Source organism: Alistipes intestinihominis (assembly GCF_040095975.1).
GTDB lineage: Bacteria > Bacteroidota > Bacteroidia > Bacteroidales > Rikenellaceae > Alistipes > Alistipes senegalensis.
In genome coordinates, this window is the sequence record NZ_JBBMFL010000002.1 from 258,062 (window position 1) to 282,524 (window position 24,463).

A 24,463-nucleotide genomic window follows, 5' to 3' on the forward strand; every position below is an offset into this window, starting at 1 on the left:
GTCGAAAAGTTCTGCTGCACCACATATCTCCCGCCATCCCGCGGACGGACTACCGATGCCCCGGCGGCTCGGAGCCATTCTGGCCGTCGCCTTCGGCGTCTCGCTCTCGGTCATCGACGGAACCATCGCCAACGTCGCCCTGCCCACCATCGGGCAGAAGCTGGGCATCTCGTCGGCCGACTCGATCTGGATCGTCAACGCCTACCAGCTCGCCATCATGGTCTCGCTGCTGTCGTTCTCGGCGCTGGGCGACGTGGTGGGTTACCGCAAGGTCTACATCGGCGGACTGATGCTCTTCACCGTAGCGTCGGTGGGATGCTCCCTCTCGGGGTCGCTCCAGAGCCTCGTGCTGGCCCGCGTCATGCAGGGCTTCGGCGCCGCGGCCATCACCTCGGTCAACACCACGCTGATCCGCTTCATCTACCCCAAGGCCCGGCTGGGGCGCGGCATGGGCATCAACGCCACGGTCGTCGCCGTGTCGTCGGTGGCCGGGCCCACGCTCGCCGCAGGCATCCTCTCGGTGGCCGACTGGCCGTGGCTCTTCGCCGTCAACATCCCGATGGGGCTTATCGCCCTGTCGCTCAGCCGGCGGTTCCTGCCCGAGAATCCCGTGCGGGTGCGCGAACACCGCTTCGACTGGCGCGACGCCGTGATGAACGCCCTGACGTTCGGACTGCTGATGGCCTCGGTCGAGGGATTCTCCCACGGGCTCGACCCGCGGCTGCTGTCGCTGGGCGTCGCGGCGCTCATCGTCGTGGGGTTCTTCTTCATCCGCAGCCAGCTGCGCGAACCCTACCCGATCCTGCCGTTCGACCTGCTGCGCATCCCGATCTTCTCGGTGTCGGTCGCCACGTCGATCTGCTCGTTTCTGGGGCAGATGCTCGCTATGGTGGCGCTGCCCTTCTACCTCCAGGAGGTCTGCGGCTACGACGACGTGGCGACGGGACTGCTGCTGACGGCCTGGCCCGCCGTGATCATGGTCGTGGCCCCGGCGGCGGGGATGCTCGTCGAGCGTGTCCACGCCGGCATACTCGGCGGCACGGGCCTCGCGGCGATGGCCGCGGGGCTGTTCCTGCTGGCGTTCCTCCCGGAACATCCGACCGATTTCGACATCATCTGGCGGCTGGTGCTCTGCGGCGCGGGATTCGGGCTCTTCCAGTCGCCCAACAACAGCATCCTGATCGCCTCGGCGCCGCCCGAGCGAAGCGGTTCGGCCAGCGGCATGCTCGCCACGGCGCGCCTCATCGGACAGACCACGGGCGCGGCGCTGATGGCCCTGCTGTTCCACATCGTCCCCGGCCACAGCACCCACACGGCGCTGCTGCTGGCGGGAGGCTTCGCCGTGACAGGCGCCGTCGTCAGCCTCGCCCGCATCTCGCTGCCGCTCCCCGAAGGGCTCACCCGAAGAAAACGACCATGAAACACCTTATCCCGATACTGCTCCTGCTCGCTCCGCTCCTTGCCGGAGCTCAGGAATCCGACACCGCGGAGTTCATCCGCCCGCCCTACCTGCACCGCGGCGACACCGTGGGCATCGTCTCTCCGGCGGGCAAACTGCCGCTGAATACCGACACGGCGAAGATCCGCGAACGCTTCACGTCGTGGGGTCTGCACGTGAAATTCGGCGTCCACTGCGCCGACCGCGAACAACCCTATTTCGCCGGGACCGACGAAGAACGCGCCGCCGATTTGCAAGCGATGATCGACGATCCGTCGGTCAAAGCCGTGATCGCCTGCCGCGGGGGTTACGGCTCGGTGCGCCTGCTGTCGCTCGCAGACCTCGCGCGGCTGCGCGAAGAGCCGAAATGGGTGGTCGGATTCAGCGACATCACCATGCTCCACCTCGCCCTGCGGAAGCTCCGCATCGAGAGCATCCACGGCCCGATGCCCTCGGGGTTCCGCTTCGACGGGGAGGAGGACCCCTCGGCCGAATCGCTGCGGCAGGCGCTGTTCGGCGAAACGGAGTGCATCGAGGTCGAACCCCATCCCCTCAACCAGCCCGGAACGGCCTCGGGACGCCTGGCCGGGGGCAACCTGACGGTGATCCGCTCGGCGGACGGCACCCCCGAGGAGCTGACGGCGGAGGAACCGACGGTGCTGCTGATCGAGGAGGTCGGGGAGTTCGTCTACCGCATCGACCGGATCATGCAGAGCCTCGCACGCAGCGGCAAGCTCGAGAACCTCCGGGCGGTGGTCGTCGGCCACTTCTCGGAGATGCTGGGCATGGAGAAATTCGGCGTGGCGGACGCCTGCGCGATCATTTCGTCCTACACGCGGCCGCTGGGGATTCCCGTCGTCTTCGGATTCCCCGCGGGGCATGAAGACCCCAATCTGGCGGTCTATCTGGGACGCCGGGTGACGGTCAGCGTCGATGAAGAGGGCGCCCGCATGGAATTTGCCCCCGCGGATTGACGGATTCCGAAATTTTCCCTATATTTGGGGGCGTAACGCCCCTGTCAGGAGTCGGTCGGTTATCCGAAAACCGAATGCAATCCGTTTTTGGCCCCGATCGTCTTTTTGCACCTTTAATATCGTAACGCCCTTTTTTATTCTAACGCCTATGTTTTCAGCAAAGACCTATACCGCGCGCCGTCACGAGCTGCGCACCAAAATTGGAAGCGGCATCATCCTCTTCCCGGGCAACCCCCTGTCGCCCAACAACTACCCCAACAACGCCTACTATTTCCGGCAGGACTCGTCGTTCCGCTACTACTTCGGACTGAACGTCCCGTCGGTGGTCGGGGTGATCGACGCCGACACGGGCGAGGAGGCGCTCTACGGCGACGACTTCACCGTCGAGGACATCATCTGGACCGGTCCGCAGCCCACGCTGCGCGAGATGGGCGCCGGGGTCGGCATCACGGCGACCTTCCCGATGGCCGAGCTGGAAAAACGCCTTCGCAAGGCCGTCGCCCTGGGACGCAGGGTCCACTACCTCCCGCCCTACCGCGGGGAGACCAAACTCCAGCTGTCGGAGCTGCTGGGCATCCGGCCCGCGCTGCTGCACGACTACAAGTCGGTGGACCTGATGTTCGCCGTGGCGGAGATGCGCGAAAAGAAGAGCGCCGAAGAGGTCGAGGAGATGGAACGCGCCTTCGAAATCGGCTATGAGATGCACACGACGGCGATGAAGATGTGCCGTCCGGGAGTCGTCGAACGCCAGATCGCGGGGGCCATCGAGGGCATCGCCAAGTCGATGGGACAGGGCGTGTCGTTCCCCTCGATCGTGTCGCAGCACGGCGAGACGCTGCACAACCTCAACGCCGACGGCGTGCTGGAGGAGGGTCGTCTGCTGCTGTGCGACGCCGGAGGCGAGAGCGTCGAGGGATACTGCTCGGACCACACCCGCACCTACCCCGTGAGCGGCCGCTTCACGCAGCAGCAGCGCGAAATATACGATATCGTGCTGGCCGCGCACGACCACGTGGCCAACATCGTCAAACCCCACATGATGTACACCGAGATACACCGCGCCGCCTACATGACCCTGGCCGAAGGGCTCGTGGGGCTGGGGCTGCTGAAGGGCTCGGCCGCCGATGCCGTGGCCGCCGGGGCGATGACGATGCTCATGCCCCACGGACTCGGGCACGGACTGGGCATGGACGTGCACGACTGCGAGGCGATGGGCGAACGGTCGTTCGACTTCGCGTCGATCGCCGAACGCGCCGCCGCGTCGGGCACGTGCATCTACCGCGCGGCGTGGCGCATCGAACCGGGAACGGTGATGACCGACGAACCGGGACTCTATTTCATCCCGGCGCTGATCGACAAATGCCGCGCCGAAGGGCTGTACAAAGGCATCGTCGATTACGACGCACTCGACGCCTACCGCGACTTCGGAGGCATCCGCATCGAGGACGACATTCTCGTGACGGAGACCGGCAGCCGCATCCTCGGCGACCGCAAGATACCCGTCACGGCCGAAGAGGTGGAAAGCATTGTAGGACGATAACAGACCGACTAAACAGAAAACCGCCATGACAACCAAAGCAAAATGGATCATCTACGGAGCGCTGGCGCTGATCGCCGTGCTCCTGATCGCCATCTTCTCGAAAAACATCGTCAACGGGCTCGAAAACCTGTTCGTGAAGATCGCCATTTACCTCATCGTCTTCTGCGCCGGATGGCTCCTGGGCCGCTTCGGCGGAAAACGCAGCAAGAAAGACGACGAACGCAACGCCCGTAACATCACCCAAGCGCAAAAGTAGAATCCGATGAGAAAGACAGCGATCCTGCTGGCCCTCGCCCTGCCCCTGCTCGCCGCGGGCCAGCAGCGCGACTGGGCCAATTACGGCCGCTACGCCGCGGCCAACGCCGCCCTGACGACGGCCCCCGCCGTGGTGTTCATGGGCAATTCGATCACCGACGGATGGGACAACGCCCACCCGGAGTTTTTCACCGACAACAATTTCGCCTGCCGCGGAATCGGCGGCCAGGTCACGTCCCAGATGCTCTGCCGCTTCCGCGCCGACGTGATCGACCTCCGTCCGAAAGCTGTGGTGATCCTCGCCGGAACGAACGACATCGCCGGAAACAACGGCCCGATCGAATGCGGACACATCGTCGAAAACATCGTCTCGATGGCCGAGCTGGCCCTCGCCGCGGGTATACGCCCGATCCTCTGCTCGGTGCTGCCGGCCGCGAAATATCCGTGGCGCCCCGAGATCGAATCGGTGCCCGAAAAGATCGCCGCCCTGAACGCCCGGTTGCAACAGTACGCCGCGGAGCGGGGATTGACGTGGGTGGACTATTACAGCGCAATGGACGCCGGCGACGGCTCGATGCGCAGCGAATACACCAAGGACGGCGTGCACCCCACGCCCGAAGGATACGACGTTATGGAGCGTGTCGTACGGCCCGTGCTGGCGGAGTACCTGCCCTGACGGCGGACATATTCCCGACAGACTGAAAAATCGCCTCCCGGGGGCGATTTTTTCATTTCGGGGGTTGTTTTTCCCGAATATTTCGTATATTTATAGTCGCCGCCACGGGAGCGCGAACGGCACGGCAAACGAGAACCTTATTACGCATACCTTAAAACCATACGGGAATATGAAAAACTATTCAGCCAAAGAGATCAAAAACATCGTACTCATCGGCGCGCCCGGCACGGGAAAAACCACCCTTGCCGAAGCGATGGCCTTCGAGGGCAAGGTCATCGACCGCAGAGGCAGCATCGAGACGAACAACACGCTCTCGGACAACACGGACATCGAGCACGAATACAAACGCTCGATCTATTCGACGATCCTCTTCACCGAATTCATGGACCGCAAGCTGAACATCATCGACTGCCCGGGGTCGGACGATTTCTGCGGAAGCCTCTTCTCGGCGTTCAAGGTCGGCGACGTGGGCGTCTTCCTGTTCAACGCCCAGAACGGCTGGGAGGTAGGCAGCGAAATACAGGCCCGTTATGCGCGTCTGCTGAAAAAACCCGTAATCGGCGTAATCAACCAGCTCGATGCCGACAAGGCCAATTTCGAAGCCACCGTGGAGTCGATCCGGGCCGCGTCGCGCGTGAAACCCGTCATCGTGCAGTATCCCGTCAACCAGGGCCCCGGATTCAACGCCTTCATCGACGTGCTGCTGATGAAGATGTTCCGCTTCAAGGACAACGACGGCCACCGCGAAGAGCTGGAAATCCCCGCCGAGGAGCTGGAAAAGGCTCAGGAGCTGAACAAGGAGCTGGTGGAAATGGCCGCCGAACACGACGAGGCGCTGATGGAACTCTACTTCGACAAGGGCACGCTCACGCAGGACGACATCCGCTCGGGTCTGAAAATCGGCCTCGCCAACCGTGAAGTCATGCCCATCTTCTGCACCAGCGGCAAGCGCGACATCGGCACGAAGCGTCTGATGGAGTTCATCATCAACGTAGCCCCCGGCCCGCTGAAGGCCCCGGCATTCCTGGCGACCGACGGCGCGGAGATCGCGGCCGACGAGGCGGCTCCCGCCGTGGCGTTCGTCTTCAAGAGTCAGGTCGAGCAACATATCGGCGAAATCTCCTATTTCCGCGTGATCCGTGGCAAGATCACCGAGGGCACCGAGCTGATGAACACCCGCACGGGCAACAAGGAGAAACTCTCGCAGCTATTCGCCGTGGCAGGCAAAAACCGCGTGAAGGTCACGGAACTCTCGGCCGGCGACATCGGCTGCACGGTGAAGCTGAAAGGCACGCGCACGAACGACACGCTGTCGGCTCCGGCAGCTCCGGTGACGATCGAACCGATCGTCTTCCCCGAACCGCGCTACCGCGCCGCCATCAAGTGCAAGGACCAGGCCGATGAGGAGAAGCTGGGCAAGCTGCTGAACGACGCCCGGTTCGAAGACCCGACGATTCTGGTGGAATACTCCAAGGAGTTGAAACAGACCATCATCCAAGGACAGGGTGAACACCATCTGAACATCCTCCGTTCGCGCATCGAGAAGGAGAACAAACTCTCCTACGAATACATCGCGCCGAAGATTCCCTACCGCGAGACCATCACCAAGGTGGCCCAGGCAGACTACCGCCACAAGAAGCAGTCGGGCGGCGCAGGCCAGTTCGGCGAGGTGCACATGATCATCGAACCCTACTACGAAGGGATCGGCGAACCGAAGAACTACAAGATTCCCGGCAAGGGCGAAATGGTCGTCAACACCAAGACCAAAGAGGAATACGACCTGCAATGGGGCGGCAAGCTGCAATTCTACTCGGCGATCGTGGGCGGCGCCATCGACGCGCGCTTCATGCCTGCCATCCTGAAGGGCATCATGGAGAAGATGGACGAAGGCCCGCTGACGGGATCGTACGCCCGCGACATCCGCGTGGTGATCTACGACGGCAAGATGCACCCGGTGGATTCGAACGAAATATCGTTCAAGCTGGCGGCCCGCAACGCCTTCAAGGAGGCGTTCCGCAATGCGGGACCCAAGATCATGGAGCCGATCTACAACGTCGAGGTGCTGGTGCCGAGCGAGTACATGGGCGCCGTGATGTCGGATTTACAGAACCGCCGCGCGATGATCGCCGGCATGGAGTCCGACAAGGGCTTCGACCGTCTGAACGCGCTGGTTCCGCTGGCCGAACTCTACCGCTACTCGACGACGCTGTCGTCGCTGACATCGGGATCGGCGACCTACACGATGAAGTTCGCCAGCTACGAGCAGGTTCCGGCCGACGTGCAGGAGAAGCTGCTCAAAGCCTACACCGACACCGACGAAGATCCGGCGTAAGACGCCGGTTTAGGGGGGGGGCGACCGGAACATTTGCAGATCGGAGCCCCCTCTCCGCTTCGACCGCCGTAAAAGGCAGGATTCAGGCGGTGGCGACAGGCCATTCCGCTTTTCAGCCGGTTCGGCGCAACCTCCCATGCAGCGATCCCGCAAGGGTGCGGGGATTAAAAGGATGTAACGACTTGAATTATCAAGTCGTTACATTTTTATATAATAGAAGAACAGGTAACGAGAAGGTAACGGTTTGTTTTCAGTTAAACGTAATTTTATTCGTTTGCCGCACAAATCTGCTTTCCGGCCTGTCAAACAACATCGCAAGCATCGCAATGTTCATTCCGCCCGATTGCTCACGGGCGGAAGCCGATGCACCTCCGTCCGACCGCGGCGTACAATGTATATCGCCGGTTCCGTTGCCGCAAGCGTCCGGCCACCGAGCCGGTATTCTCCGGCCCGATGGACTACGGCGCAGAGAGTCTTCCCATATTCGACGGCCTGACATCGGGCATCGTTCCGGATAAGGCGCACGGAAGGTCCCGATGCAAAACGTCCGGTGTGCCTGGCATCCCGGCACGGCAGGACGGCATAGGCATAACCGCCCGTCCGGGCCGGATCATGTTCGAACCAACATTTGAAAACCGCGCCACGCTGGGTCTTGTCTTTGTAGAACGGGTCGATCAAATCCCACTTTCCCTCCTGCACCTCCGTACTGACCCGGATAGGAGCACCGTCCAGCGACACATATCCCCGGCCGTCGTGATGGACCCACGGAAGGCCGGAAGAACGATCTCCCGAAACCACCGGGCCCGCAAGATGCGTCTGGTCCAAAGCCGTCGTGACACGGAACATCCGAGGATCGGACGAACGAATGTCCGCACCCAGCGCCACGACGAGATCCCCGAAGAAAAACGCCGACTTGAGGGCGTGCAGCCCGTCGCGTTCAACCTCCATCGTCGTACAGAGCACGTCGCCCGAAATCGCTCCGCCTACGTGCCCGGAGCAGTTTTTCCGGAATTCGGCCTTTTTTTCACACTTCAGAGGCATGCCGTCGTCATAAGCCGTCGTTCCGGGAACCATGCGCCAGTCCCAATGGGCGAAGATGTCGTCGTACTCCCTTCCGTGCTGCATGAACAGCAGCGCCCCGTCCGCCGAGAAGTTGGCCAACGTATTCTCGCCGTTAGTGAATTCGAATCCGACCGTGCGTTCCGAATGCATGCGGATCGACGCATACCAACTTCCGGTGCGGTAAATGCCACAGTCCGAGCGGTCGTAATAGCTGGGGCCGCACAACCCGGCCGGACTGCCGGCCGGCGTCAGAATCGCTTCGGCGAAGCGGCTGAAAACCCGGTGTCCCGGCCGTCGCAGCGACGCGATATTCATCGCGGTGACTGCGGCCGAGCAAGCCTTTCCCGGACCGCTGCCGATGAACACCTGCCGGCCGCAGAAACTCGGGTCCATCACGCCCCGCCAGATACTCCGGCAGATGCCCTCCCGCATGAGACGCTCGACGACAGCGCACTGTTCATCCGAAAACAGATAGGGTGTTCCGTCCAGAACCCGGAGCCAGAACGAAAGCCCCTCGGCATAGGCCAGCCCGTAGTTCCCGAACTGAATCTGGGGACCGTGCTGATGGAACGACCAGTCGGACTGGATGCCCTCGCCGTCGGTGATGACAATCTCTTCGCCGATCTGCCGACGGGCCTCGGCGACGAGCCCTTCATCGTCCGTGAGCAGTCCGCGCATCAGGTTGTTCCCAGCCAGCCAGACCTTGTTCTGTCCGGTCCTGCCGAAGCGGGCGCGTTCGATGATCCGCAGCCCCTGTTCCAATTCCCGGGCGGAGAGTTCGCCGCGGATCATCAGCAGGATCGCGGCGAGTTTCTTGGGAACCCCGATCTCTCCGTGCCACCAGTTCAGCGACGACGGCTTCTTCGCATACCAGTATGCAAGCCCTCCATGAAGTACGCGTCCGATCTCCTCATCGCCGTGCCATGCGGAGGCGGGATCGACGTAGAGTTTCGCCAGGGCGTACATCCGCGTCAGGTGAAGCGACGGCTGCCACCGACCCCGCGTCCGGTCGGCGTAGTCGATGTCGCGCCAGAAACCGCCCGCATCGAAAAGTCCGAGCAGACGCCGGACCTCGGCATCCGGCAGATGGACCGACATGTAGAGCTGGAGCAGCAGGACATCGTTCGCCCGTCCGTAGTCGGAGTAACGGATGAACCGATCCGTTATCTCCTCGTCCGGGGCATAGGAGAGGGCCGACACCCGGACAAAGGAATCACGCACGCGGTCGAGCGGGCCGGCTGCGACAGTACGGAGCGTCGTCGGAAGGAGGAGGGCGGCCAGAACGACCGTTCGAAAAGCATTCATAGCAATAGTTCCGAATATTTGTAAAAACGCCGCTGCTCCGAAGGCTGGAAATCGACGCGGAGAGCAACATGACAAATATAAGTTATTTTGAACCAAATATCCCCCGCTGACGGCCCGGAAAAACGACTTTGACCGGATTCGGTCCATCTTTGACCGGATCGAATCCTTTCCTGGAAAATACAAAATCTAATTTTGAATAGCGAAAAAAACGCCTAAAAAACTACTGTCTGACATGAGAACCCGAACCTATCGCACAGCATTGCTGTGGACCCTCCTCCTTGCGGGATGCACGCCCCGGGAGACAATGCCGGAACTGACCGACCGCGTCTTCGCCGTAGCCGCAGCCCAGTACAAACAGCTCGAAGGCCGGCTGACCGACGAAACGCTTCCGAGATCGGTGGACTCCGACGGAAAATTCATCCCTTCCAACATCCGCTGGTGGTGCAGCGGATTCTATCCCGGCTCGCTCTGGTATATATATGAGTATACCGGAGACAAGACATTCCGCGAACTGGCCGAAAAAAACACCTTCAAGCTCTATCCTCTCAAACAAAAGGGCACGGACCACGACCTGGGATTCCAAATGAATTGCAGTTTCGGCAACGCCTACCGGATCACGGACGAGCAGAAATACCTCGAACCCATCCACACCTCGGCGCGGGTCCTCGCCGGGAGGTTCTCGCCCGTGACGGGCGTCATCCGCAGTTGGGACTTCGTACGCAAGGGCCGCGATTGGAAATACCCGGTGATCATCGACAATATGATGAACCTCGAACACCTCTACAACGCGGGCTTGCTCTTCGGGGACGACACCCTGAAGAGCGTCGCGGTGACGCACGCCAATACGACCCTCTGCAACCATTTTCGGCCCGACTTCACGAGCTATCATCTGGTGGATTACGATCCCGCGGACGGCCGCGTTCGCCGGAAGGAGACCGTACAGGGCTTCAGCGACGAATCCGCCTGGGCGCGGGGACAGGCATGGGCGCTCTACGGCTACACGATGATGTTCCGCCTGAGCGGCTATGAATGTTACCTCAATCAGGCCGAGAACATCGCCGGCATGCTGCTGGAGCGGCTTCCCGACGACGGTATTCCCTACTGGGACTTCGACTCCGACCGCATTCCCAATGACCTGCGCGACGCTTCGGCCGCGGCGATCATGGCTTCGGCATTCGTCGATCTGAGTTCGCTGACCAACAAGCCCGAGGGAAAGGGCAGATACCTGAAAATGGCCGAAAAGCAACTGCGCACCCTCGCCTCCGACGCCTACCTCGCCCGCCCCGGGGAGAACGGAAACTTCCTGCTCATGCACAGCGTGGGGTCGCGTCCGGACGACCTCGAAATCGACGTGCCGCTGACCTACGCGGACTACTATTTCCTGGAAGCCCTGCTGAAATACAGCCGTACAACCCAAACAAAACCTAATAACAACTAACACCGTTGTAATCATGAAACAAAAACTGACCAAACTACTTTGTTCGGTGTTTTTCGTTGCCTTTGCGATCCCTGCGATCGCCCAGTCGTCCGGAGGCAGCAGCACCCGCACCATTACGGGAAAGGTGACCGACAGTGAGGGGGCACCGATCGTCGGTGCGGTCGTCATGGCCTCTCAGCGCGAAGCCACGACGACCAATTCCGAAGGCAGGTACACGCTGACCGTCCAAAGCCCCGACGCAGTTCTCCGATTCTCCTGCATGGGCTACCGACCCCGTTCGGAAAACACAGCAAGCCGCACCGTCGTCGATGTCTCTCTGGAGACCGACAACCAACTACTCGAAGATGTCGTAGTGGTAGGCTACGGCGTGCAGAAGAAAGTCAACCTGACGGGGTCCGTCGCGTCGATCGACTTCTCAAAGACCAGCGAGAGCCGCTCCATCATCAGCACCTCGGCGGCGCTGGCGGGTCTGGCGGCCGGTATGAACGTCACGCAAAGTTCCGGCCAGCCGGGTTCGGACAATGCGACGATCCGTATCCGCGGCGACGGCTCGTTCACCTCCGGCGCCAACGGCCCGCTGGTGCTCGTGGACGGCGTGGAGTGGAGCATGGACAACGTAAACCCGAACGACATTGCGTCGATCTCGGTACTCAAGGACGCCGCCTCGGCTTCGATCTACGGAACGCGCGCCGCCAACGGCGTCATCCTCATCACCACGAAAAACGGCTCGGCAGGGAAAGCCCAGATCAGCTACTCCTACAAAGGCATCCTGCAAATGCCCTACAACGACCTGCACTTCGTTCCGGATTACGCCCGGCACATGGAGCTTATCAACGAGTCGTGCGACAACATCGGGACCTCGCGCATCTTCTCCCAATCGAACATCGACCTCTGGCGGGAGAAGTCGGCTGATCCCTACGGAATCGGCGAAAACGGCGTCCCGAACTTCGCGCTCTACCCCAACACCGACTGGTTCGACGAGATTTTCGAGAACGGCTACTCCCAGGAGCACAACCTTTCGATCTCGGGCGGGTCGGAGAAGATTCGTTACCTGCTCTCGCTGGGCTACCTCGACAATCAGGGCGTCATGGGGCGGTTCGGCATCGACTCCTCGACCCAGAAGGTAAATTTCCGCACCAACCTCGAAGCGGATGTCACGAGGTGGTTTACGGCAGGCGTCCGGCTATTCGGACAGCGCCAGGAATACGGACTGGCCAACATCTCGGGAGCCTTCAACGCCCTGTACCAGACCACCCCGGGCGTCTATCCCGGCTCCGTCAACGCCTGGGGCCGCCCCGCTCTGGCCGCCGAAGAGTCCTCGAACGCCAACAACATCTTCGGAATGATGTACGGCTCGGGCGGCTATAACAACTCTACCCGCGTCAACGGCTCCGTCTACGCCACGATCCGCCCATACAAGGGCGTGAGCGTCGAGGCCACGGTGAACTACTCCCCGACCTTCGGCGAACGGCACTCCTATGGCCGCGAAAACGGCTACTGGGATTACACCACCGACACGCGCTATTCCAGCTCCGACCTTTCGAACGCCAGTGTTTCGAACACCACCTCGCGGAACTACTACCTCTCCTCGGAAATCCTCGCCCGCTACACGGCCACCATCGGCGACCACGACTTCGGCGTGTTGTTCGGCTATTCGGCCATGGAATATCGGACCTGGGGCTGGGGCGTGAGCAAGCAAGGCGCCACGGACTGGACGCTGAATGACCTGGGGACCTACGAAACGCTTTCGGGATCGTCGAGCACGGCCAAAAACGGCTGGGGCCTGCGCTCCTACTTCGGACGTATCAACTACGCCTACAAAAACCGCTACCTGTTCGAGGCGAACCTCCGCGCCGACGGCTCCTCGCGCTTCGGCAGCAACAACCGCTACGGCATCTTCCCCTCGTTCTCGGCCGGATGGAAAATCCACGAGGAACGTTTCATGGAGGGGACCGAAGACTGGCTCTCGAACCTCAAGCTGCGCGCATCGTGGGGCAAGGCCGGTAACAACCAGGGCATCGGCAACTATGCCTGGCAGGCGGTCTACGCCACGCAGAACGTCGTGGTGGACGGGGCCGGCTCGAAAGGACTCTATATCTCCTCGCTGAGCAACGCCGACCTCAAGTGGGAAACCACCGCCACGACCGACATCGGCCTCGACATGGGCTTCTTCGACAACCGGCTCACAGCGGAGATCGACTACTACCGCAAGAACACCACGGACATCCTCTACACCCCGACGATCTACATGACGATGGGTGAGGTGTCGGGAGTGCCCTCGAACCTGGGCAGCGTGGTGAACAAAGGCGTCGAGCTGGCGCTGAACTGGAAAAGCCGCATCGGCAAGGATTTCAGCTACTACGCCGGAGTGAATTTCTCGTACAACAAAAACCGGGTCACCAAGTTCAAAGGCGATCTGATCAAGACGTGGACCGACGGGGTTTACTCCAACAACCTCTCCGATGTCACGGCCGGCTACGGCAGCGGCAAGCTGTGCGAGGGGCACGCCCTGGGCGAGCACTACCTCCGGAGACTCTACAAAGGCAACGGGCGCGGTTACAGGGGCGGCGCCGTTGATGTCAACGCCGGACCGAAGGACGGCATGATCCGCACGCAGCAGGATTTCGAATGGGTGCAGGCCATGCTCGAAACGGGCTATACGTTCAACGGCGTGACGGCCCTCAGCAAGGACCAGCTCTGGTACGGCGACCTGATCTACGCCGATCGGAACGGCGACGGCAATTACGGCGACGACAACGACATGGACTTCAACGGCCGCACGAGCACACCGTCGTACAACCTCGGCGTCAACCTCGGATTCGCCTGGAAAGGGCTCGATTTCAACATGACATGGTCGGGCGCGTTCGACTACTACATCATCTGGAACGCCCTCTACTACAACGGAACCCAGACCACGAACGGACACGGCATCAGCGAACGGGTGGCCAACAACCACTATTTCTTCGATCCGGAGAATCCCGCAGACGCGAGGACCAACCTCAAGGGAGCCTATCCGCGGCTGACCTTCGGCACGCCCGGCGACAACCGCCAGGCCAGCGAGTTCTACGAGTACAAGGGCGACTACCTGAAGCTGAAGAACGTTCAGATCGGCTACACGCTCCCCTCCCGGATCACGAAGAAGTTCTACGTCCAACAGCTGCGGTTCTTCGTATCGGGAGAGAACCTGCTCACCATCACCGACTACCCGGGCCTCGACCCGGAGAAAGGCTCCGCCATCGGCTATCCCCTCATGCGTTCGGTTACATTCGGAGCACAGATAACATTCTAACGACTATGAAAAAGCTATATTATACGATCCTTGCCACCGCAGCGGCCCTGACGACCGCTTCATGCGTGGACCTGCTCAATACGGCCCCTGAAAATCAGATCGCCAGCGAGAACATGTGGACCACGCCCGAACTCGCCCTGAAGGGCATGAACGGACTCTACGAGACGTTCTACAACCGCAAACAGAGCAACGGCACGCAGGTCCGTTCGGAGAACCTCGATGGTCTCAACAAGTATGGCATCGAGGCTCTTGGGTTCTGCACCGACTACTATGCCAACAACTATCCGATTTACCTGCTCTACAACCAGGCGAAGCGCGCCAACGACTGGCAACTGGCCCACGAATGGAAGTTCTGCTATACGATCGTGCACGCCTGCAACGATGCCATCACGAACCTCCACAAGGCCGGACTTGACGCCCAAACTTACGAACGCTACCTCTGCGAGGCACGATTCCTCCGGGCCTGGGCCTACTCCCGCTTGAACAAATTCTGGCAGGGCGTTCCGGTCTACCTCGAGCCCATCTCCAACGAGCAGTGCACGCGGACGCAGGAGAGCGCCGACTACGTGTGGCGCGAAGTGGTGCTGCCCGACCTGAAATACTGCATCGACAACGCCGCATTCCCCGACAATACGCTCGGAGACAGCAATTTCGGCCGTCCGTCGAAAGGCGCCGCCTATGCGCTGCGCGGAATGGCCTACATGTGGCTCAAAGAGTGGCAGAACGCCGCCGACGATTTCGAGAAGGTCGGCCAGTGCGGCTACGGCCTTTGGCAGGGCGAATACATCGACTTCTTCACCGCCGACAACGAACGCGACAGCGAGATGATCTTCGCTATCCAATACGACGAAGAGTCCGGCTACTGCGACAACATCCAGCAGGCCGTTGGCGCCCGTGACACCTACGGAGGCTGGGACGAGGTGAAACCTGCGTCGGATTTCGTCGATTACTACCAGAATGACGACGGCACGGAGTTCAAGTGGAGCCAGGTGACCGGGCTCGAGAACTGGGACCAACTGACGCCCAAACAGCGGGCTGTGTTCTTCTGCCGCGACGGGCTGAAAAGCAACGCGAAGCTGGCGTCGCAGAAGACACAGGCGATCGGCATCTGCGGACAGGACATCTTCGACCGTTACTACCTCGACAATGGCAACGAGGCCCGCATCAAGGCGGCTTACGAGAACCGTGACCCGCGGCTCAAGCAGACGATCGTCACCCCCTACGAACCGGTGGACTGTTTTGCAGCGGGACTCAACGGCGACGAGAACATGATCGGCAAGCAACTCCGCTGGCCGCTCTACCTGCAAGGAACCAGCGGCGGCGACTTCTGGCTCGACAAACGCACCTCGGCCTACTACTGCTACCGCAAGTACGTGCGTTTCCTCAAGGGTGAACTGATCGACCGGCAGCGCTGCTACACGGACTTCCCGCTCATCCGCTACACCGACGTTATCCTGCAATGGGCCGAGGCGCTGATCGAGCTGAAAGAGTTCACCCCGGCGAAGAACCTCATCGACCAGGTGCGCACCCGCGCCCACATGCCGGGCATCACGATCGGCGACCTCGACGCCATGCGCGAGGCCGTACGCTACGAACGCCGCGTGGAATTTCCGGTCGAGGCGGTGAACTTCTTCGACGAAGTGCGCTGGGGGACCTATAAGGAGACCAAATTCCAGGGACAGGACGTTCACGGCGGCCAGTCGTGGTGGGGCGACAACACGGTCGAGTACGCCTGGTACTGGGACGACTGCATCTGGCCGTGGTCCGTACCGCAGGGCGAATACCAGCGGAACGCTTCGCTCACCACCCGCCCGGGCTGGGTTTATTGATTGTTTAATCTCAATCCATTTATCGAAATGAAAAAGATTCTCATACTCTCGGCCGCGCTTCTCACCGGCTTTTTCATCCTGTCTTGCGGGGACTCCTCCTCGGATCCCTACGACGACAGCGACATGCCGATTGTCAAGATCGAAGCCACCGAGATCGCCGACAACAAAGCCACCATCTCCGCAATGGTGGAGAGCGGCAGTTTCTACGGGGCCAAAATCGTGACGGGCGTCCGCGTCTCCACCCTCACACTCGACTACACGCGGGAAATCCCGCTGATCAAGTACGTCGAGGCGAACGGCATGGCGGTCGAACTGCCCTACACGACGCAGCTCACCGACCTGATCTTCGAGCAGGACTACTTCTGCGCGGTCATCGTCTACGACCGCACGGGCCGCGCCTGCCACTCCGCTTACCTCACCTTCACGGCCGAGGGCGATCCGGAGGGAATCAGCAACGACAATTCGGCCGGAAATCTCGAAGACAACCCGCAGTAAAATCCAAAACGAGCAAACGATATGAAAAAGCTAATTTATAGCGTCTCAACAGCCCTGCTTCTTCTGTCCTGCAACACGGAAGACCCGTCGCTGGAGACCGAACCGGGCAAGGGCGGGAACGTGATCACGTTCGTCGGCCGGACCTTCCCCGAGACCCGGACCGAAATCGGCGTGAAAGACGGCAACTCCTACCCGGTCCTCTGGTCGTCGGGCGACCGAATTGGCATCATCTCCCCGGTCGAAACCCTTTTCCAAAACGCCAGTGCGACGCTGAACGCCAGCGACGCCGGCAAGAACAGCGGCATTTTCGTCCTCGAAACCGAAACCGCCGTGGAGAGCAGCATGGACCTGATCGTCTACTATCCGTACAGCACCTACACGACCTACAGCGACGGCGCTCTTCACGCATCCGTTCCTATGGAGCAACGTCAGGTGCGCTCGGGCGACTCCTCCCATACGGGGAAGTACACCCTGGCCTACGACAAGACCGTGATTGACCCCGCCGCCGCGGCCCCGGGCAAATCACCGTCGGTGTCGTTCTCGCTGCGGCACGCCGTGGCCTACGTCCGGCTCGTGATTTCGAGCACGGAATATGCCGGCTACAAACTCAACGGCGCATCCCTCTGGTGCGACGGCGAGGCCATTTCGGGAGACATCTCGGTAAATGTGTCCACCGGCGAAATTCGCACCGAAACCCCGCGCAACTACGCAACGGTCGTCGTGGACGAACCGCAGGAACTTGCATCGGCCCAGGAGCTTTGGCTCGTGACGCTGCCCGTCAATCTGACCGGTAAGGATGTCTACGTCTCGGTGGCCATGACCGACGGGACGAAAAACGTGACCATCCCTGTCAAAGTCGCGGTGAAGGAGCTGAAGGCCAATGCCGTCAATACGATCACCGTAGCGAACGTCAGCCTCGCGGACAACAAATTCGCCTGGTATCAGCCCGAAGAGACCCGCTACCTCGCAGAGGGCTGGGCCTACGGCGAGGCCAACACCTTCGTCACGAGCACCGACGGCGAGGAGATCACGGTCGATGTCAAGGCGCGCGGCTATTTCAACGGATGCGAAGAACCGAAGTATGCCAAAATCATCTTCGCCAACAACCTCGCGGGAACCAACTACACGCTGGCGATAAACGGCATGCGGAACAACCCCAACTCCCCGACCGACTATGCCGAGGAGGTGGAGATCGGAAACGACTACAAACTGTCGCTCAAGACCACGAAGGGCAGCTATCTGGGATGGTTCGGCAAGGTGGGCATCATGAATGCCGAGAAGGAGTTCATCTGGGCCTTCACCGTTTGGTATCTCCCGGGAGGCATCGTGGGACACCAATACAAGAACGGCGTAGTCATGGACCGCTACATCGGTGACAGCTATGCTCCGGACTACAACAACTGGCACGGCGTGGGAGCCTACTTCCAGTGGGGCCGCCCGTTCAGCTTCTCCTGGGGCAGCATTACCTACACGGTCGCCTCGACCAACGCGACGGACCTCAAGATTTCGGCGACCAATCCGGGCGTCTTCTTCAAGACCGACGGTGCCTCGAAACACAACGGCGACTGGTGGCTCGGCGACTGGACCGGCAAGCGCACCGACCGCAAGGACGACTTCTGGGGCAACCCGAACGACACGGCGGAGTCCGGATCGTCCGCAAACGGCACCAAGTCGATCTTCGATCCCTGCCCCAAAGGCTGGATGGTAGCCTCCCCGACTATCTACAAGGAGGTGCTCGCCGGTAAGGACGATGCTTTCGAGAAGAACAGCTCGGTGCAATCACTGATCTACAAATACGACGGCACGAACAAGGCTTACTGGCACTTCAGCGGCCTGAAATGGGCCTCGTCGGGCGGAAACCCGAACAACAACCAGAACGACATTCTGGGCGTCTGGTCCAATTCGTCCTACCACGGCTACGAAGCCTCGGACCACAACGTCTACCAGCTCTATTACCGCACGTCGCAGGGCACATGGAACGACAGCGGCGGCCGTGCGGCCGGCATGTCGGTACGCTGCATGCAGGACACCGAAAACCGTTGACAATCTGAATCCGGAGGAGTGCCCGGCCGCCGGGCCGGACACTTCCCGGCTTGCGAACAAAAAACTTTACAGCCATGAATATATTGAAAAAACTACTTTGGTTTGTCGCGGCGGCATGTGTTCTCTTCGGATGCGCTGACGACAGAATGATCTACAAACCCGGAAGCGGCTCCGGAAACGGCGGGAACGGAGGAGGAGGAGAACAGCCGTCCGGTCCGGGCGACTATTCGAAACTCACGGCGGCCAACCACCCGCGGATCATCATGACCGAGGACGACGTGACGGCCATCAAGACGAAACTGACGGCCGGGACCGACGCCAACCTGAAAAAACTCCACGAGTGCATCATGGCCTATGCCGACAAGGCGCTCACGGCCAAAGATCTGGTTTACGAGGTTAAAGGGAAACGTCTGCTCGATGTTTCGACCGAAGCAGCGAACCGGATCATCTCCTGCTCCTACGCCTACCGCCTGACCGGAGAGGACAAATATCTCGAAAAAGCGGAGAAGGACATGCAGACGGTCTGCGCCTTCAAGGACTGGAACTCCGCGACCCACTTCCTCGACGGGGCCGAGATGGCCCACGGCGTGGGCATCGGTTACGACTGGCTCTACGACCGGCTGGGCGATGCGACAAAGAAGAGCGCCGAGAAGGCCATTCAGGACTACGCGTTCTACTGCGCGCTGAACGGCAAGTGGAACCTCAACTTCTACACCTCGGCGACCAACTGGAACCAGGTCTGCAACGGCGGGCTGGTGGTGGCGGCGCTGGCTGTCTACGAAACCTGTCAGGACGACGCGCGCAGCATCATCGACAAGGCGATCGAAAGCAACGCCTCAGTTATGCCCGAGATGTACAACCCCGACGGCAACTATCCCGAAGGCTACGGCTACTGGGGGTACGGAACAGCGTTCGAGTGCATCATGCTTGCGGCGATGGAGTCGTGCACGGGGACCGACAACGGTCTTTCGGCCATTGACGGTTTCAAAAAGACCGGCAAATGGATTCTCTTCATGGAAGGTATGAACAAAATGGCGTTCAATTACTGCGACTGCGCACCTTCGAGCATCGCTTTCCCGCCGCTGTGGTATCTCGCCCACAAGTTCAACGACCAGTCGCTGCTGTACGGCGAGCTGATGAAGCTCAACGACGGCCGCTACACCTCCTACGACTCGCCCAAATACTTCCCTATGGCGATCGTCTATGCAAGCAAGTTCGACTTGAACAACATTGCGCCCCCGGAGGAGAAGGTGTGGAGCGGCAAGGGCATCAACCCCGTGGTGCTGGTCCACGGCGACTGGACTTTCACCGACACCGACAAGTTCCTCGGCATCAAAGCCGGGCGGGCGAATTACAGCCACGGCCACATGGACGTGGGGTCGTTCGTCTACGACGCCTGGGGCACGCGCTGGTCCGCCGATCTGGGTCTCCAAAGCTACAGCACGGTCGAAAACATCAACCTTCCGGGTTACACCGGCGGTTTCGGGAGCTACGACCAGGGAGCCTTCCGCTGGGCCGTATTCCGTTATAACAACTACAACCACAGCACCATCACCATCAACGGCGCACTCCACCGCGCCGGGGGCCGGGCCGAGATCACGAGCGTCATCAACACCTCCGCCTCGAAGGGCGCCACCATCGACATGACGGACATTCTCTCGTCCGAATGCGAAAGCGCCACGCGGACCGTAACGCTCGAAAATGACACGGACCTCGTGATCAAGGACATCGTCAAGGCCAAGTATAACAAGGCGGCCGATGTCCGGTGGACGATGGTCACGCGGGCCATACCGACCGTCGAGGGCAACCGGATCGTATTGCAGGGCGCGTCGAAAAAACTCTACCTCAAGGTGACCAGTCAGAACAGCGCGAAGGTCACCCTCAAAACCTGGTCCACCGTCGGCGAATCATACGACGCGAGCAACGCAGGCTACTACGAAGCAGGTTTCGAGTCCAAGGTGACCTCCGGCCAGACGGACACCTTCACCGTGACCCTCTCCCCTAACGAATAAACCGAAAGCGATGAAAGCAACCCTTCTGTCGATCCTCTTGTCGGCGGTGACCCTGATCCGGGCCGCCGCCGGCAACGATGGCCTGAACATTTTGCAGGCCGAATATTCAAAACCGGGCGTCGCCGAATCCTTCGCAGCGGGGAAAGCATGGTTCCCGTTCCCCGCCTACGAAGACCGTGCGGGCTGGGCCGCACTCTTCGGTCCCGACGCCGAAAAGGTCATCCGGCGGGGCGAGCAGCTGCTCGACTACCAATGGCAGTACATCCCCGCCAGCGCCTACCTCGCTTTCGAGCGGACGGGCGACCGGCAAGCTATGGAGAGGCCCGAAGGGGCCAACCGCGGCGCGATGATCGCCCTGACCCTAGCCGAATTGGCCGAAGGGAAGGGACGGTTCATCGACCAGCTTGCCAACGGTGTCTGGCTGGCCGCGCAGCAGCCTTCGTGGGTGCTCTCGGCACACCAAGGACGACAGCGAAGCAAGCGGTCGCTTCCCGATGCCCGCGAACAGCTTATCGACCTCGCATCGGGACGTTACGGCTCCATCGTCTCCATCGCCTATCACTTCTTCCACCGGGAATTCGACAAACTCGACCCCTCCATCTCGGTCGCCACGGAGAACGCCGTCCGGCGAAACATCCTCGACCCGTACCTCGATCCCGGACAATGGTGCGCCAACTGGTGGCTGGGACTGGCGTCCAAGGGATCGATGCTCAACAACTGGACGCCGTGGTGCAATTCGGACGTGATCCTGTGCTTCCTGCTGATGGAGAAAGACCAGGAGCGGCTCGACCGGGCCGTAGCCCAGTCGGTCCAATCCATGAACCTGTTCCTCAACTACATTCAGAAGGACGGGGCCTGCGAAGAAGGCCCCGCCTACTGGGGCGCGGCGGCCGGGAAGGTTTACGACTACCTCCAGATTCTGTACGACGCCTCAAACGGAACGTTCTCGCTATTCGACAACGAACGTATCCGGAAAATGGGCGAGTTCGTCTCCCGCTCCTACATCGGCAACGGCTACGTCGTCAACTTCGCCGACGCCGGGGCCAGGCTGAACAACCCCAGCGAACTGATTTGGAATTATGGCCATGCGGTGGGCAGCAGGGAGATGACCGATTTCGCACTCTACTGTCTGGCCGACCCCGCAAGCGGGAAATTCCGAAACCCCGTCATCACGGGCAACGACGCCTACCGGGCGCTCGAAACGGTGCGGTTCAACCCGCTGATCCGCGAGGCCGCGGATTCGCTGAACCGCCTTGCGGCCGAAACTTCGCCGGCAGAAGTGCGCCGCAACCTGCGGCGCAGCGTACCCCCGGCCACGTGGTATCCCGAGACCGAAATGTGCTTCATGCGCAATCCTTTGGGATGGTTCCTCGGAGCGAAAGGCGGCTACAACAACGAGAGCCACAACCACAACGACGTGGGAAGCTGCGTCGTCTATGTCCGGGACATCCCGGTGCTCGTGGACGCCGGCGTGGGAACCTACACCAAACAGACGTTCAACCACGACCGCTACAAGATCTGGTCGATGCAATGCGACTGGCACAACCTGCCGATGATCAACGGAACCGCCCAGCCCGCCGGCGCGCAGTACCGGTCGAAAAACGCGTCGTGCAACCTCTCCAAGGGGATGTTCTCGCTCGACCTGGCAGACGCCTATCCGCCGGAGTCGGGATGCCGGAAGTGGGTCAGGACCTACCGTCTCGCCCCGAAGGGCGCACCCTCGGTGACGATCACCGACTCGTTCGCACTCGACGCACGGACACAGCCGGACGTGGAGCACTTTTTGGTCAAGGGATCGGTCGTTCTGCCGGGCGGAACGCACGAAGGGCGGACGCTGTCCGACGGGGAACTGCTGATTCTCTGCGACGAGGGACTGGTCGTGAAGATGACCTTCCCGGCGTCGCTGAAAGCCTCGGTCGATGTAATGGAACTCACCGACCGGAGGTTCTCCAGCGTGTGGGGTCCGAGCCTGCGGCGGATCAACCTCGCCTCACCGCCCGACGCTCCGGTGAAGGGCAGTTATGAATTCCGAATCACCGAACTCGGCAAAAAGTGACGGAAATGCGACACCAGATCCTACTCCTGATCGCCGCCGTGACGGGCCTGCTGGCCTGCGCCTGCGGCGGAACCGAGACCGAACGGCTGCACCGGGCCGCCATGCGGGAATACCTCAACCCAATCCGGCCCGGATACGAAGGGCGAAATCCCTTCTGGAACGCCTTCGCAACAAAGTTCATCTACGCCCCGGCCTTCGGGTTCGAACCGGTGGAAAACGCGGTGAAATACCGCTTCACCGTCTCGCACCTCGGGACCTCGATGGTCGAGTCGCCCCGTTACCGCAAGGACGCCCCGACCGAAGATCCCGAACCCCGGCGGGTCCTCGGGCCGGGCGTTCCAACAGGACGTTCGTGGAGTTTCGAGGCGGATTCTCCCCAACAAAGCCTCGCTCCGGTGTGGAACGACATTCCGGTAGGCCGGGTACAGGTCACGGCAGAGGGGCTGGACGCCTCGGGACGGATCCTGGGAAAGGCCGGGGAGCGGGAATTCCTGCGGGACTTCCCCTTCCGGCCGCCCTACAACGGCAACGTAAGGCCCTACGCCGAAGCGGCGCGCATGGCAGCCCTGCACATCCACGAACTCCCGGCGATCCGGCACTGGCTCACCGCCGCGGAGCCGGACATGACCTATCGCCACAATACCTACGCATGCAAAATCGTGGGAGCCACGATTCAGCTGGAGGTGCTGATTGCGAAACTGCTGCCCACGCACCGGGAGGAGGCGCTCGCCGTCGCCCGGAACGCGGCCCGGTTCCTAATGGACCAAAGCCGCCCCGAGGGCACCCCATTGGCTTTCTTCCCGCCGACCTACTACTCCGACCTGATCTCCTCGTCGCGGGCTGAAAACCGGGGCAAGACAATGATCATGGAAGCCTGCACCGCCGGAAACGCTTTCCTCGACCTCTACGACGCAACGGGCGACCGTATCTACTACGACCGGGCGCTGGCCATCGCGGAAACCTACACCAAACTGCAACACGCCGACGGCTCGTTCCCGATCAAGGTCGATTTCGAGACCGGGGAACCGGTCAACGGCTGCAAGGCGATGCTCACTCCGCTCATGGAGTATTTCGAACGTCTTGAAAACCGGTACGGCATCACCCGCTACCGCGATTGCCTCTCCCGGGCGGCAGAGTGGATGCGTCGCAGCGCGCTCGAAAGTTTCGACATGACCGGGCAGTTCGAGGATATGACCGTTCTCGGGCAACAGCCCTACCAGAACCTCACCAACTGCGCCTCGGCGCCCTACGCCTCGTGGCTGCTCAAAAAGCGCGGCCGCACGGCCGCGGAACTGGCAGACGCCGTCGATCTGATCCGTTTCAGCGAAGACCAGTTCGTATGCTGGGACGTGTTGCCCGACAACGACGGTGTTCGGACGCTCTGTACGCCCTGCGTCTACGAACAGTACGGCTACCGGGTTCCGGTTGACAACAGTACGTGCGTGGTGGCGAACGCCCTACTGGATCTCTATGAGGCGACGGGCGACCGGCTGGCTTTCGCCAAGGCCAAAGCGCTGGCGGACAACCTCACCGTAGTCCAAAATGCGCTGGACGGGCTGATCCCCACGTCGCTCGACGTGCGCGAAGGCAGTAAGAACCGGATACGGGGTTTCTGGGTCAACTGTACCTACGCCTCCATTCTCACGCTACTCCGAATGGCGAAACTCACTGGGGAGACTGCCGGATTTCCCGCAAACGTTCCGCCCTCACGCTGACACG

The 24,463-nt window shown here is 61.1% G+C and carries 15 protein-coding genes; 14 read left to right on the forward strand and 1 reads right to left on the reverse strand.

The window, feature by feature from the left end; translation table 11 throughout:
* Positions 1 to 55: 55 nt before the first annotated feature.
* The 6 genes from WMO46_RS02630 (at position 56) to WMO46_RS02655 (ending at position 7,215) form a co-directional block, all read left to right on the forward strand.
* Positions 56 to 1,420, forward strand: coding sequence for an MFS transporter (locus WMO46_RS02630; RefSeq protein ID WP_019151713.1), 1,365 nt, complete (start codon positions 56 to 58; stop codon positions 1,418 to 1,420).
* Positions 1,417 to 2,412 (forward strand): S66 peptidase family protein, encoded by a 996-nt coding sequence (locus tag WMO46_RS02635; protein ID WP_349093731.1) that lies wholly within the window; start codon positions 1,417 to 1,419, stop codon positions 2,410 to 2,412. The genes WMO46_RS02630 and WMO46_RS02635 overlap by 4 nt, the downstream gene beginning before the upstream one ends.
* A gap of 148 nt (positions 2,413 to 2,560) precedes the next feature.
* Positions 2,561 to 3,952, forward strand: coding sequence for an aminopeptidase P family protein (locus WMO46_RS02640; RefSeq protein ID WP_278965260.1), 1,392 nt, complete (start codon positions 2,561 to 2,563; stop codon positions 3,950 to 3,952).
* 25 nt (positions 3,953 to 3,977) lie between these two features.
* Positions 3,978 to 4,208, forward strand: coding sequence for a hypothetical protein (locus WMO46_RS02645; protein ID WP_019151716.1), 231 nt, complete (start codon positions 3,978 to 3,980; stop codon positions 4,206 to 4,208).
* A 6-nt stretch (positions 4,209 to 4,214) separates the two neighbouring features.
* Positions 4,215 to 4,883: an SGNH/GDSL hydrolase family protein gene (locus tag WMO46_RS02650; protein ID WP_129651293.1), complete on the forward strand. Its 669-nt coding sequence runs from the start codon at positions 4,215 to 4,217 to the stop codon at positions 4,881 to 4,883.
* Positions 4,884 to 5,052: 169 nt separating this feature from the next.
* Positions 5,053 to 7,215 (forward strand): elongation factor G, encoded by a 2,163-nt coding sequence (locus WMO46_RS02655; RefSeq protein WP_129651291.1) that lies wholly within the window; start codon positions 5,053 to 5,055, stop codon positions 7,213 to 7,215.
* A gap of 330 nt (positions 7,216 to 7,545) precedes the next feature.
* Here the strand turns inward: WMO46_RS02655 and WMO46_RS02660 are convergent, their stop codons facing one another.
* Positions 7,546 to 9,582, reverse strand: a complete 2,037-nt coding sequence (locus tag WMO46_RS02660) for a polysaccharide lyase family 8 super-sandwich domain-containing protein (RefSeq protein ID WP_276714954.1) — start codon at positions 9,580 to 9,582, stop codon at positions 7,546 to 7,548.
* A gap of 232 nt (positions 9,583 to 9,814) precedes the next feature.
* On the opposite strand from WMO46_RS02660, the gene WMO46_RS02665 reads away from it, so the two are divergent.
* The 8 genes from WMO46_RS02665 (at position 9,815) to WMO46_RS02700 (ending at position 24,459) form a co-directional block, all read left to right on the forward strand.
* Positions 9,815 to 11,020, forward strand: a complete 1,206-nt coding sequence (locus tag WMO46_RS02665; protein WP_349093732.1) for a glycoside hydrolase family 88 protein — start codon at positions 9,815 to 9,817, stop codon at positions 11,018 to 11,020.
* A gap of 13 nt (positions 11,021 to 11,033) precedes the next feature.
* Complete coding sequence (locus WMO46_RS02670; protein ID WP_349093733.1) at positions 11,034 to 14,309, forward strand: SusC/RagA family TonB-linked outer membrane protein; 3,276 nt, start codon at positions 11,034 to 11,036, stop codon at positions 14,307 to 14,309.
* 5 nt (positions 14,310 to 14,314) lie between these two features.
* A complete protein-coding gene (locus WMO46_RS02675) occupies positions 14,315 to 16,138 on the forward strand; it encodes a RagB/SusD family nutrient uptake outer membrane protein (protein WP_129651285.1) in 1,824 nt (607 codons plus the stop codon).
* A gap of 27 nt (positions 16,139 to 16,165) precedes the next feature.
* The gene (locus WMO46_RS02680; RefSeq protein WP_196016519.1) at positions 16,166 to 16,633 is read left to right on the forward strand and encodes a hypothetical protein; all 468 of its coding nucleotides are present in this window, start codon (positions 16,166 to 16,168) and stop codon (positions 16,631 to 16,633) included.
* A gap of 21 nt (positions 16,634 to 16,654) precedes the next feature.
* On the forward strand, positions 16,655 to 18,676 hold the full coding sequence (locus tag WMO46_RS02685) for a hypothetical protein (protein ID WP_302589053.1): 2,022 nt from the start codon (positions 16,655 to 16,657) through the stop codon (positions 18,674 to 18,676).
* A gap of 74 nt (positions 18,677 to 18,750) precedes the next feature.
* On the forward strand, positions 18,751 to 20,688 hold the full coding sequence (locus WMO46_RS02690; protein WP_302589052.1) for a DUF4962 domain-containing protein: 1,938 nt from the start codon (positions 18,751 to 18,753) through the stop codon (positions 20,686 to 20,688).
* A gap of 10 nt (positions 20,689 to 20,698) precedes the next feature.
* Positions 20,699 to 22,744 carry a heparinase II/III domain-containing protein gene (locus WMO46_RS02695; RefSeq protein ID WP_129651278.1) on the forward strand — a complete coding sequence of 682 codons (2,046 nt, stop codon included), beginning with the start codon at positions 20,699 to 20,701 and terminating at the stop codon, positions 22,742 to 22,744.
* 5 nt (positions 22,745 to 22,749) lie between these two features.
* A complete protein-coding gene (locus WMO46_RS02700; protein ID WP_129651277.1) occupies positions 22,750 to 24,459 on the forward strand; it encodes a hypothetical protein in 1,710 nt (569 codons plus the stop codon).
* The last annotated feature ends 4 nt before the right edge of the window (positions 24,460 to 24,463 follow it).